The organism is Streptomyces sp. AC627_RSS907 (genome assembly GCF_019049165.1).
On sequence record NZ_JAGMUE010000034.1, the window covers coordinates 17,913 to 30,044 of the forward strand.

Genomic DNA, 12,132 nt, shown 5'->3' on the forward strand with positions numbered 1-12,132 from the left:
CAGCGGGGCAGGCGGCCCACCGGATTTCCCGCGTCCTCCGCCCGCCTCGTCCGCCGGCCGGGCTGGCTACGCTGGCGGGTGATGAGACGCCGTACCCCTCCCCCGCCCTCACCCCTCCCGCAGCGCGACGGCATCGACGCGGTGCGGGTGCGGCTGCCCATGACCGGACCGTGGTCCACGGTGCGTGAACACCTGGTGGAGCGGCTGTCCGGCGCGGGGGCCGGCGTGGTCGACGGCATGTTCGACGCCGGGCTGGTCGTCGGGGCGGACGGGCGGGCCGTACCGGGGAACGCGCCTTACACGCCGGGGATGTTCGTGTGGTTCCACCGAGATCCGCCCGCCGAGACGCCGGTGCCCTTCCTGCTGGAGGTCGTGTACCGCGACGAGCACATCGTCGTCGCCGACAAACCGCACTTCCTGGCCACCACACCGCGCGGCGGCCACGTCACCGAGACCGCGCTCGCCCGGCTCCGCCGGGAACTGGGCGTCCCTACGCTCGGCGCCGCGCACCGCCTGGACCGGCTCACCGCCGGACTGGTCCTGTTCACGGTGCGCCCCGAGGAGCGCGGCGCGTACCAGACGCTGTTCCGCGACCGGCGGGTCCACAAGGAGTACGAGGCCGTCGCCCCGTACGATCCCGTGCTCGCCCTGCCCCGCACCGTGAGCAGCCGGATCCTGAAGGAACGCGGGGTACTGGCCGCCCGGGAGGTCGAGGGCGAGCCGAACGCGGTGAGCCGCATCGAGCTGATCGCCCACCGGCCGGGCCCGGCGGCGGGACACGGCCTGGGCCGGTACCGGCTGGTGCCGCACACCGGCCAGACCCACCAGCTGCGCGTCCACATGAACGCGCTCGGCACGCCGATCCTCGGTGACCCCCTGTACCCCGAGGTGGCCGCCCCCGTGCCGGCCGGCGACTTCCGGCGGCCCCTGCAACTGCTGGCGCGGGAGCTGGGGTTCACCGACCCGGTGACGGGGCGCGAGCACCGGTTCCGCAGCGGACGGTCCCTCGACGCCTGGGCGGCGTACGAGGACTGGGCCGGCCCTCAGTAGCCGCGCCACCAGAGCAGGAGGCGCTGCCAGACGCCACGGGGGCGCGACCGCTCCGGTGCCGCCACCTGCGGGGGCCGCGCGGCCGTCACCGACACGGGCTGCTGCGGGGCCGACGGTGCGGAGGGGGCCGAGGGCTCGGGCTGCGGGATGCCGATGTGCCAGTCGGCGCGTCGCGAGGAGACCGGGGCGTGGCTCGGCTGCTGGGTCACCGCCTGCTGTGCCCTGGGTTCGAACCGCACCGGCAGCTCCACCAGGTGACGCGAGGCGATCGACGACCGCCACCGCAGGTCGTCCTCGTCGCAGTCGAGCCGGACGTCCGGCAGCCGCATCAGCAGCGCGTCGATGCCCGCGTCCGCGATGGCACGCCCGATGTCCTGGCCCGGGCACTCGTGCGGGCCGCCGCCGAAGGCGAGGTGGGAGCGGTTGCCCTGCATGCTCGCGTCCAGGTCGGGACGGATGCGCGGGTCGACGTTGCCCGGTGCGATGCCGAGCAGCAGCCCGTCGCCGGCGCGGATGCGCTGACCGCCCAGTTCCGTCTCCTGCTTGGCGAAGTAGGCGAAGACGGTGCTGAACGGCGGCTCGTCCCACAGGGACTGCTCGACCGCCTCGGGCACCGTCATCTGGCCGCCGCTGAGCTGGGCGCGGAAGCCCGGGTCGGTGAGCACCACGCGCAGCACGTTGCCGATGAGGTTGACGGTCGCCTCGTAGGCGGCCAGGAGGACCACTCGGAGGTGCTCCCTGACCTCGTCGTCGGTGAGCCCCGCCGGGTGGGTGACGAGGTGGCCGGCGATGTCGTTCTCGGGCCGGGCCCGGCGGGCGGCGGTGAGCCGGCCCAGGGCGTTCATGACGTAGGCGTGGCTGGCGATCGCCGTCTCGGTGCCCTTGAGCGTGTCGCGGGCGGCCTCCACCATCCGGTCGTTGTACTCGTCGGGCATGCCGAGGAGGTGGCACATCACGCCCATCGGCAGGTGCTCGGCGAACTGGCTGACGAGGTCGGCGCGGCCCTCCTCGCAGAACCGGTTGACGAGGCGCTGGGTGTACCGCTTGATGTGCCGGCGCAGCTCCCGGAAGTCGATGGTGGACATGGCCGCGGTGACCGCGCCGCGCAGCCGCTTGTGCTCGTCGCCCTCGGCGTGGGAGCAGATGGGCTGCCAGGCGATGTGCGGCATGAGCGGGTGGTCGGGCTTGACCATGCCCTCGTTGAGCGGCGTCCAGATACGGCTGTCGCGGCAGAACTGGGCGGGCGTGCTCACCATGTGCAGGTTCTCGGCGTGCCCGAGGACCACCCACACCGGCACGTCGTCGTGGAGCAGCGCCGGCGCCACCGGCCCGTGCTCCTCGCGCAGCTTCTCGTACAGCTCGTCCAGGTCGTCCGCCTCGTGCAGCCGGCGCAGTCCACCCGGTCCGAGGCCGTGCGCGGGACAGCCGGGCGGTGGTTCGAGCAGGGAGTCTCCCGTACCGGTCGGGGTGTGGCGTTCAGGCGTCACAGTGTCGCTCCGCAACAGAGGTGTGGGTCAAGGGGGTCGGTCGTCGGCCGCGCGGGGTCAGGTGAGCGCGCCCTTCATGGCGAGGGAGTGCAGGAAGCGCATCAGCGTCATCAGGACGTCACGGCTGGAGGCGCGGCGCCGTACGTCGCAGTCGAGGATGGGGATCTCCTCGGGCAGGTCGAGCGCCGTCCGCAGCTCCGCGAGGGGGTAACGCGGGGCGTCCGGGAAGGAGTTGACGGCGACGACGAAGGGCACGCCGCGCTCCTCCAGTCGTCCCATGACGTCGAAGCTGACCTCCAGACGGCGGGTGTCGACGAGTACGACCGCGCCGAGCGCTCCCTCGAACAGGCCGTTCCACAGGAACCAGAAGCGCTCCTGGCCCGGTGTGCCGAAGAGGTACAGCACCAGTTGGTCGGTGATGCTGATGCGGCCGAAGTCCATGGCCACCGTGGTGGCCGTCTTGGATGCGGAGCCGTAGTTGTCGTCGACGCCGATGCCGGCCTGCGTCATCGTCTCCTCGGTGGTCAGCGGTCTGATCTCGCTGACCGAGCCGACCATGGTGGTCTTGCCGACCCCGAAGCCGCCCACGATGACGATCTTCACGGCGGCCTCGGCCGTGTGCGGCAGCCGGTCCTCGGTCCGTGGGCCCGGGATCGTGTCAGAGTTTTTGAAGTCCATGCATCACCGCTTCGAGGAGGGTCCGGTCGGCGACCTTCTGCCGGACGATCGGGGCGCGGGCCTGCACCAGTTCGGTCGCCAGGAGGTCGGTGAGCAGCACGGTCACCACACTGAACGGCAGGCTCAGATAGGCCGACAGCTCGGCCACGGACAGCGGCGCGGCGCAGAGCCGCAGCAGGGCCGCCTGTTCCGGTGTGGCGGACACCGGCGGGTCGGCGCGGGCCACGATCAGCGTGACCAGGTCGAGCTCGGCGCGCTCGCCGCCCCCGTCCCCGCCGATGACGAACAGCCGCTCGGGGTTGGGCGTCTCGCCGCCCTTCGACGAGGGATCGGCGGAGTCGGAGGCGACGGTGGGCGCCTGCCCGGGAGTTCGCCTCTGGCGTTGCGGAGGAGTCATACGGTCTGCCCGTTGCGCCGCGCGGGACTGGTCAGGTGGGGACCGATGCGGGCGACCAGGTCGGCCATGCTGAGCGCCATCCGCCCCGGCTCGCAGCGCACGTCGGCGAGGACGGCGAGGTAGGCGTTGGGACCGGCGGCCATCAGGTAGAAGTAGCCGCCGTTCATCTCGATGAGGACCATCTTCATGTCGCCGTCACTGGTCGGGATCTCCTGGGAGACGGCTCCAGCGAGGCTCTGCAGGCCCGCGCAGGCGGCGGCGACCCGGTCGGCGGCGTCGGGGTCGCCGGAGTAGCGGGCGATGCGCAGGCCGTCGGCGGAGAGCACGACGATCATCTCGATTCCCGGGACGCCGTCGTAGAGGTCCCGGAGCATCCAGTCGAACTTGCCTTGCTGCTCGATCACTTGAGGTTCCCCTCGTCGTCTGCCGGGGCGTGGGCCGGCTCACTGCTGGACTGCTGGTGGGCTTGGGTGATGCCCGGGTACTGCTTGAGGCCCTCCCAGAAGGCCCCGATCCAGTGCCCCGGCGGGAGCTCCTCTGCCTTCTCCGCCCGGGGCTCCGGTTCCGTGACCGCCGGGAGGCCGTTGCGGGCGCGCTCGGCCGCCTCGCGGGCCTCGCGCTCGGCCTCCTCGCGTTCCCAGGCCGCCTGTTCGGCGAGCCGCTGGCTGAGCGGCATCTTGACCCGGCTGCGGCGCTGCGGGAGGCCGCCCGCCGTCCACTCGGTGACCTCGGGGACCTCGTCCTCCAGGGAGACCGTGGCCGGGATGCGGGGGCTGGTGGGACGGCGCTTCTTGGGCCGGCGCTGGGGGCCGGGGAGGGCGTCGGGGCCCGGGGTGGGGATCGAGGTGGCGCCGATGCCGTGGGCGAGTCCGACGCCGGGCTCGGTGGTCATCATCTTGCTCGGGACGATGAGGATGGCCCGGACCCCGCCGTACGCGGAGGCCCGCAGCGACACGTCCATGCCGTACTGCGTGCACAGCCGGCCGACGACGGACAGGCCGAGGCGCGGGTGCTGGGCGAGGTCCTGGACGTCCGTGCCGCGCTTGGCGTCTTCCAGCAGGCCCTCGATGCGGGCGCGGGACTCCTCGCTGAGGCTGACGCCGGCGTCCTCGATCTCGATGCACACGCCGCTCTGCACCTCGGTCGCGGTGACGTGGACCTTGGACCCCGGCGGCGAGTAGCGGGTGGCGTTGTCGAGGAGTTCCGCGGCGGCGTGGATGACCGGCTCGACCGCGGTGCCCTTGATGTTGACCTTGGCGATGGAGGCCAGGTTGATCCGGCGGTACTCCAGGATCCGGGACATGGCGCCGCGCAGCACGCTGTACAGGGCGACCGGTTGCGGCCACTGGCGTCCGGGCCGGCCACCGCCGATGACGGAGATGGAGTCGGCGAGCCGGCCGATCAGCGCGGTGCCGTGGTCGATGCGCAGGAGGTCGTCGAAGACCTCGGGGTTGCGGCCGTGGTCCTCCTCCATCTCGCGGAGTTCCTTGTTCTGCTGGTGGACGATCGCCTGCACGCGGCGGGCGATGTCGACGAAGGACCGCTCGGCCGACTCGCGCATGGCGTCTTCGTGGTCGACGATCTCGCACACCATCCGGATCAGCCTGCGCTGCGGCTCGCCGAGGTCGGTGTACGAGGGGTCGATGTCGCCGAGGTGACGCATCGTCTCCGCGGGGGTGTTCCCCCGGCGCATGTAGGTCAGCACGGCGGGCAGGACCTCTTCGCCGATGTGGGCCATCTCCTCGTGATGGCCCGCGAGCCGGCGTTCCAGATACGCGCTGTGACGGGCGTGTTCGGCCCGCAGGGCCCGCAGGGTACGGCCGCGGCGTACCGCTTCGGCCGCCGTGGCGATCACCAGGAGGGTGGCGACGGCTCCGCACCAGCCGACGGCGAGCCGGGCCGGTTCGGTCACCAGGGCGACGGCGGCCCCGGTGGCCGCGGCCATCACTATGGCCGGCAGCAACAGCGTGCGCGCGTAGGGAAGTTCGCGGCGACCTGGAGGGGAATCAACACTCACCATGTAGGCCCTCTGAAACGAATCGGCTGGGATGGGGGAGCTTGCGACGGGGTATGTCAGTGAGTTGTCGGGATCTTCGGCGCATTGGGAACAAGCGCGCGATTCCACCTCAACTCGGTGCGCTGCGGGCGAGCTTAGTCCGAGCGGATCATCGCCATGTCATATTCAGCAAGCACCTGAGACCGGCGCGGGGACTGGAGTAGTCTCAGACCTATTTGCACACCCCGGAATCATTCGAACACACAGTGTCATTGCGTGCGGGCGCGCGAACATCACTCACCGTGATCGGCGAAAGAGGCGCCGACCCCCTCGGCGCGCAGAAGCCCCCCGGCGCGCAGAAGCCCCCCGGCGCACAGAAGCCCCCCGGCGCACAGAGGCCCGGCAGGGCGCCCCCGCTCCGGACTCCCGGACGGACCGCGCCCTGCCGGGCCTGTGAGTGACGGACCTGAGGGCCTGCCCTAGCCCACGGACGAGTAGGCGACCACCCCGCGCAGCAGACCGTCGACCGCCTTGCGCGCGTTCTTCGGGACCGTCGACCCTTCGGTGGGCGCGGCTGCCGAGATCTGGCCGAGGACGTCGATGACCTGCTTGCACCAGCGCACGAAGTCGCCGGCCGGCATCTCCGCCTCGCGCAGCACCTCGTCGAGGCCCTTGCCGGACGCCCACATGTACGCGGCCCAGGCGAAGCCGAGGTCGGGCTCGCGCTGGCCGACGCCCTCGGTCTGGCTGATCCGGAAGTCCTCCTCCAGGGCGTCGAGACGGCCCCAGATGCGGACCGTCTCACCGAGCGCGGCCTTGGCCCTGCCCGAGGGCAGCTTCGGCGCCATCGCGTCGTCGGCGACCCGGGACTCGTAGACCAGCGCCGAGACGCAGGCGGCGAGCTCGGCCGGGGACAGGCCCTCCCACACGCCCTCGCGCAGGCACTCGCTGGCGAGCAGGTCCAGCTCGCCGTAGAGGCGGGCGAGGCGCCTGCCGTGCTCGGTGACCTCGTCGCCGCGCAGGTAGTCCATCTCCGTCAGCAGCGCGACGATGCGGTCGAAGGTGCGGGCGATGGTGTTCGTACGGCCCTCGATCCGGCGCTCCAGCTGCGAGGTGTCGCGCAGCAGCCGGTGGTAGCGCTCGGCCCAGCGGGCGTGGTCCTCCCGGTCGTCGCAGCCGTGGCACGGGTGGGCGCGGATGGCCTTGCGCAGGCGGGCGATCTCCCGGTCGTCGGCGGCCTGGGACCGCTTCTTGCGGGCCCGCTCCGGCGGGATGTGCCCGGCCTTGGTGCGCAGCGCCGAGGCGAGGTCCCGGCGGGACTGGGGCGAGCGCGGGTTGAAGGACTTCGGGATCCGCATCCGCTCCAGCGCCTCGACCGGCACCGGGAAGTCCATCGACGCCAGCCGCTTGACCTGCCGCTCGGCGGTCAGCACCAGCGGGCGCGGCCCGTCGTGGTGATCGAAGCCGCGGTGCCCGTTGGACCGCCCCGCGGGCAGGCCCGGGTCCAGCACCAGGGCGAGACCCGCGTACTTCCCGGTGGGAACGTGGATGACGTCGCCCGGCTTCAGCTTCTCCAGCGCCACGGCCGCCTCGGCACGCCGCTGGTTGGCGCCCTGCCGGGCCAGCTCGGTCTCCCGGTCCTTCAGCTCACGGCGCAGCCGCGCGTACTCGTCGAAGTCGCCGAGGTGGCAGGTCATGGAGGCCTTGTAGCCCTCCAGACCCTCCTCGTTGCGCTGCACCTGCCGGGAGATCCCGACGACCGACTTGTCCGCCTGGAACTGCGCGAAGGAGGTCTCCAGCAGCTCCCGCGAACGGTGCCGGCCGAACTGCTCGACGAGGTTGACCGCCATGTTGTACGACGGTCTGAAACTGGACCGCAGCGGGTACGTGCGCGTGCCGGCCAGCCCCGCGAGGTGCTCGGGGTTCATGCCACGCTGCCACAGCACGACGGCGTGTCCCTCGACGTCGATGCCGCGTCGGCCGGCCCGGCCGGTGAGCTGCGTGAACTCGCCGGGGGTGATGTCGGCGTGCTGCTCGCCGTTCCACTTGACGAGCTTCTCCAGCACGACCGAGCGGGCGGGCATGTTGATGCCGAGGGCGAGGGTCTCGGTCGCGAAGACGGCCTTCACCAGCCCCCGGACGAACAGCTCCTCGACGACCTCCTTGAACGTCGGCAGCATGCCCGCGTGGTGGGCGGCGATGCCGCGCTCCAGGCCCTCCAGCCACTCGTAGTAGCCCAGGACGTGCAGGTCCTCGGCCGGGATCGAGGCGGTGCGCTCCTCCACGAGGGCGCGGACCCTGTCCCGCGCGTCCTCGTCGTTGAGCCGGAGCCCGGCGTACAGGCACTGCTGGACGGCGGCCTCGCAGGCGGCGCGGCTGAAGATGAAGGTGATCGCGGGCAGCAGCCCCTCGGCGTCGAGCCGCTCGATGACCTCCGGCCGGCTCGGCGTCCAGACGCGGGCGCGCTGTCTGCGCTCCCGCTCCCGGTCGGCCTCCTTCATGGCACGGCCGCGCCTGCGGTCCTGGTAGGACGGGCGGCTCGCCTCCAGGCGCGCCATGCGCGTGAGGTCGGGGTTGACGGCCTTCTTGTGGCCCTCGCCCTCCTCGAACAGGTCGTACATCCGGCGCCCGGCCAGCACGTGCTGGAACAGCGGCACGGGCCGGTGCTCGGAGACGATCACCTGGGTGTCGCCACGGACGGTGTCGAGCCAGTCGCCGAACTCCTCCGCGTTCGACACGGTCGCCGAGAGCGAGACCAGCGTCACCGACTCGGGGAGGTGGATGATCACCTCCTCCCACACGGCGCCGCGGAAGCGGTCGGAGAGGTAGTGCACCTCGTCCATCACCACGTAGCCGAGGCCGCGGAGGGTCTGCGAGCCGGCGTACAGCATGTTCCGCAGGACCTCGGTGGTCATCACGACGACCGGGGCGTCGGAGTTCACGCTGTTGTCGCCGGTGAGAAGGCCCACCCGGTCCGTGCCGTAGCGCCGGCACAGATCGGCGTACTTCTGGTTCGACAGCGCCTTGATGGGTGTCGTGTAGAAGCACTTCTTGCCCTGTCGCAGGGCCAGGTGGACGGCGAACTCGCCGACGATCGTCTTGCCGGAGCCGGTGGGCGCCGCCACCAGCACGCCCTTGCCCGCCTCGAGTGCCTGGCAGGCCTCGATCTGGAAGGGGTCGAGGCCGAAGTCGTACATCTCGCGGAAGGAGGCGAGCGCGGTGGCCTGCTCGACAGCGCGCTGACGGGCTGCCGCGTACCGCTCGGCCGGAGAGAGATCCTCTGTCATCGTGCTTTCGAGCGTACCGGGCCGCACTGACAACAGGACGATCATTATCGTCATCGGTCCGGTGGGGCACCCCGCCGCGGGTTCCGTGAGGGCGGCGACGCGCGCCGTCACCGCCCCGGCGGCCCTCAGGTCACGTCGTCGTAGCCGTTGACCCGGTCCTTCGTGGCCTGCTCGGGCAGGGCGCGGGCGGTGGTCACGGCCTCGACCTCGCCGATGTCCTCGGGGGTGAGGTCCAGCTCGGACGCCTCGTCGTCGTCGGGCTCCAGGGCCTCGCGGCGGCTCCTGCGGCGGTCGTTCAGCAGGGAGATGATGACGGCGGCGAAGTACAGGACCCAGATCGGTCCGGCCAGCGCGACCATGGTCAGGGGGTCGGTGCTGGGCGTGGCGATGGCCGCGAACAGCGTGATCCCCATGATCATCGCGCGCCACCAGCCGAGCATCCGCTTGCCCGTCAGCACTCCGGTGAGGTTGAGCATCACCAGCAGCAGGGGCAGCTCGAAGGAGAGACCGAAGACGATCACCAAGCGGGTGACGAGGTCGAGCAGTTCGTCCAGCGGCAGCAGGTTGTCGACGTCGCTCGGGGTGAACTCGATCAGCACCTTGGCGGAGGTCGGCAGCACCGCGTAGGCGAAGTAGGCGCCGGCGAGGAACAGCGGGGCGCCGCTGGCGACGAACGCGTAAGCGTACTTCTTCTCGTTCCTGTGCAGCCCCGGGGCGACGAACGCCCACAGTTGGTAGAGCCAGACCGGCGCGGCCAGCACGACACCGGCGGTCAGGGACACCTTCAGCGCCAGGGTGAAGGGGCCGAGCAGACCGTTGATGGTGATCTGCGCGCACGGCTCCGAACCGGCCGTCGACTCGGCCAGCTCCGCGAACGACTTCTCACAGCCGACCGACTCGAGGATCGGCTCGGTGAGGAAGTTGATGATCTCCTGGTAGAAGAAGGCGGCGGCCACCGTGACGACGATGATGGCCAGCAGCGCCTTCGCGAGCCGGTTGCGGAGCTCACGAAGGTGCTCCGCAAGGGGCATCCGCCCCTCGGGGTCCTTCTCCTTGTTGCGGGCAGGCTTCAGCAACCCACGTTCCCATCTCGTGCGGCGGGCCGGAGGTCACCGGCCCTGCGTCAGCGCTTGGTCGTGTCCGTCGGCTCGGTGACCGGCCGTGAGCTGGTCACGTCGCCGGGGGCGGCCTGGATGGTGCGCTGGTTCGCGGCCTGCTCGGGGTGGGGCGGATCGGCCGGGGCGGCGTCGTCGGACTTGCTCTCGCTCTTCATCGCCTTCGCCTCGCTCTTGAGGATCCGGGCGGACTTGCCGAGCGACCGCGCCATGTCGGGAAGCTTCTTCGCGCCGAACAGCAGGATGATGACGACGAGGATGAGAATGATCTCGGGGGCGCCGAGCCTTCCGAACATAAGTGTTTACCTTCTCACCGAGGCGGCTGGGTGGGGGTGCTGTCCGACCGGTCGGACATATGTCCAATCGATCGTCTTGTGCAGCGATCGTAACGCTCAGGGGTAAACGTGAGGCAATCCCCGTGCGTACTCCCGTTCGCGGCCGGGCCTCGTTTCCTGGCCGCGACCAGCAGCGTACCTTCAGGCGCCCGTCAGGTCACAGGGCGAAGTACCCCAAAACGCAACTCCGGGTGTCCACTCGTGTCGCACACGAAGATCAGCCGTGAGGTTCACAGGGCGTCCACGGCGCGGGCGGCGCTCTCCGTGGCGCGCTCCAGGTCCTCCGCCGCCCGGTTGATCCTGCGGGCCGAATCCGTCACCTGCCGGCCCAGGCGCTGCGCCTCCACGAACACCCTCACGGCAAGCACCGCGAGAACGACGAGACCCAGGAAACCCACGGCAACCGCGAACATCGGCCAGAACATGACGCCGAGCCTAGACGGTGGAGTGCAGCCGCAAGGTCCTGACCCCGCCGCCCGTGAGCAACTCCACCACCCGCTCCCCCGCCGGCTTGCGGACGGCGGACCCGCACTCGGGGCACGTGAACGAGTAGAACGTGGTGCGGCTCGTGGCGCCGATGGCCAGGCGCAGGGCGCTCGCGGCCAGCTCGAAGCGTCCCCGGCACTCCGGACAGCCCGCCTTGAAGACGACCGGGGAGACCCGCCGCATACCGGCGAACGCCGACGACGCGGTCATGCCCGGCCCACCTGGCGCCGCCGACTCGCTCACAGCCCTCCCTCCTGCCCGCCGTACCGCTCGTCCCCCGGCCCGTCCGGCGCCGCGCCGGCCCCGGACGCCTCCATCCCGTCGTACGCCGCCAGTGCCTCGCGGGCGGCCTGCCGGGCGCTGCCGGCGAGCTCGGGCGGGGAGACGATCCGGCCGTCGCGCCCGAGCCGCAGCGCCAGCCGCCGCAGGGACGCCGGGTCGGGAGTGCGCAGAGTGATGCGCAGCCCGCCGTCGGGAAGCTCTTCCGCGCTGTCGTGCGGGTAGTACTCGGCGACCCAGCGACCCCCCGGCCCGACCTCGACGACGACCGCGGGATCCTCGGCGGAGGGCTGCACCAGCCCCTCCGACAGGTCCCGCAGCTCGACCTCGGGCGGTGCGGAGGGCTCGTCCAGGATCCGGATCTCGGCGACCCGGTCGAGCCGGAAGGTGCGCCGGGCCTCGGAACGCCGGCACCAGGCCTCCACGTACGTGTGCCCGACGCTGACCAGGCGGATGGGGTCGATCTCGCGCTCGGTGACCTCGTCACGGGCCGGCGAGTAGTAGCGGATCCACAGCCGGCGGCGCTCCGAGATCGCCCGGTCGACGTCGGCGAAGACGCCGCCCTCCGACTCGAAGGTGACGGACAGGCGCGAACTCGCCCCCGCGGCCTCACCCGCCGCGGTCTCCACCTTGGCGGTCGCCCGCAGCAGCGCCTGCCGGTCGCTCTCCCGCAGCCCGGGCAGGGTCGCCACGGCCCGGGCGGCGACGAGCAGCGCGGTGGCCTCGTCGGCGGCGAGCCGCAGCGGCTCGGCGGCGTCCGCGCCGAGCGCGGCGGGATTGTGCCACCAGATGCGCTCGCCGTCGGTGTCGATGTCGAGGAGATCACCGCCGCGGAAGCTGGTTCCGCACATGGGCAGCACGTCGAGGTCGGAGACCAGCTCGTCCTCGGTGATGCCGAAGGCGCGCGCGACGTCCTCGACCCGGGCGCCGGGGCGCTCGCGCAGATACGTCACCAAGGACAGCATCCGCCGCGTCTGGTCGATGGCGTTCACGGGCCTGACCGGTTTGCCTGCCACTGTGTT

12 protein-coding genes are annotated in these 12,132 nt (G+C 71.6%); 1 reads left to right on the top strand and 11 read right to left on the bottom strand.

Annotated features, from left to right (window positions below; all coding sequences use genetic code 11):
* Positions 1-81 precede the first annotated feature (81 nt).
* On the top strand, positions 82-1,050 hold the full coding sequence (locus tag KUM32_RS09720) for an RluA family pseudouridine synthase (RefSeq protein WP_217141421.1): 969 nt from the start codon (positions 82-84) through the stop codon (positions 1,048-1,050).
* Here the strand turns inward: KUM32_RS09720 and KUM32_RS09725 are convergent.
* The 11 genes from KUM32_RS09725 to KUM32_RS09775 form a co-directional block, all read right to left on the bottom strand.
* Complete coding sequence (locus tag KUM32_RS09725; protein ID WP_217141422.1) at positions 1,044-2,537, bottom strand: cytochrome P450; 1,494 nt, start codon at positions 2,535-2,537, stop codon at positions 1,044-1,046. The two genes, KUM32_RS09720 and KUM32_RS09725, sit on opposite strands and share 7 nt — an antisense overlap.
* Positions 2,538-2,594: 57 nt before the next feature.
* On the bottom strand, positions 2,595-3,215 hold the full coding sequence (locus tag KUM32_RS09730) for an ATP/GTP-binding protein (RefSeq protein ID WP_217141423.1): 621 nt from the start codon (positions 3,213-3,215) through the stop codon (positions 2,595-2,597).
* Positions 3,196-3,612: a DUF742 domain-containing protein gene (locus KUM32_RS09735; RefSeq protein ID WP_217141424.1), complete on the bottom strand. Its 417-nt coding sequence runs from the start codon at positions 3,610-3,612 to the stop codon at positions 3,196-3,198. The genes KUM32_RS09730 and KUM32_RS09735 overlap by 20 nt, the downstream gene beginning before the upstream one ends.
* Positions 3,609-3,986 (bottom strand): roadblock/LC7 domain-containing protein, encoded by a 378-nt coding sequence (locus KUM32_RS09740; RefSeq protein WP_254405316.1) that lies wholly within the window; start codon positions 3,984-3,986, stop codon positions 3,609-3,611. Before KUM32_RS09740 ends, KUM32_RS09735 begins: the two co-directional genes overlap by 4 nt.
* Before the next feature lie 26 nt (positions 3,987-4,012).
* The gene (locus KUM32_RS09745) at positions 4,013-5,632 is read right to left on the bottom strand and encodes an ATP-binding protein (RefSeq protein ID WP_217141426.1); all 1,620 of its coding nucleotides are present in this window, start codon (positions 5,630-5,632) and stop codon (positions 4,013-4,015) included.
* Between the two features lie 455 nt (positions 5,633-6,087).
* The gene (locus tag KUM32_RS09750) at positions 6,088-8,940 is read right to left on the bottom strand and encodes an RNA helicase (protein ID WP_217141427.1); all 2,853 of its coding nucleotides are present in this window, start codon (positions 8,938-8,940) and stop codon (positions 6,088-6,090) included.
* Positions 8,941-9,020: 80 nt separating this feature from the next.
* Positions 9,021-9,971 carry a twin-arginine translocase subunit TatC gene (tatC, locus tag KUM32_RS09755; RefSeq protein ID WP_217141428.1) on the bottom strand — a complete coding sequence of 317 codons (951 nt, stop codon included), beginning with the start codon at positions 9,969-9,971 and terminating at the stop codon, positions 9,021-9,023.
* A 47-nt stretch (positions 9,972-10,018) separates the two neighbouring features.
* Positions 10,019-10,306 carry a Sec-independent protein translocase subunit TatA gene (gene tatA / locus KUM32_RS09760; RefSeq protein ID WP_217141429.1) on the bottom strand — a complete coding sequence of 96 codons (288 nt, stop codon included), beginning with the start codon at positions 10,304-10,306 and terminating at the stop codon, positions 10,019-10,021.
* A 269-nt stretch (positions 10,307-10,575) separates the two neighbouring features.
* Complete coding sequence (locus KUM32_RS09765) at positions 10,576-10,770, bottom strand: hypothetical protein (RefSeq protein WP_217141430.1); 195 nt, start codon at positions 10,768-10,770, stop codon at positions 10,576-10,578.
* A gap of 10 nt (positions 10,771-10,780) precedes the next feature.
* Positions 10,781-11,041, bottom strand: a complete 261-nt coding sequence (locus KUM32_RS09770; RefSeq protein WP_254405294.1) for a phage terminase large subunit family protein — start codon at positions 11,039-11,041, stop codon at positions 10,781-10,783.
* Positions 11,042-11,070: 29 nt separating this feature from the next.
* Positions 11,071-12,126, bottom strand: coding sequence for a YafY family protein (locus KUM32_RS09775; protein ID WP_217141432.1), 1,056 nt, complete (start codon positions 12,124-12,126; stop codon positions 11,071-11,073).
* Positions 12,127-12,132 lie beyond the last annotated feature (6 nt).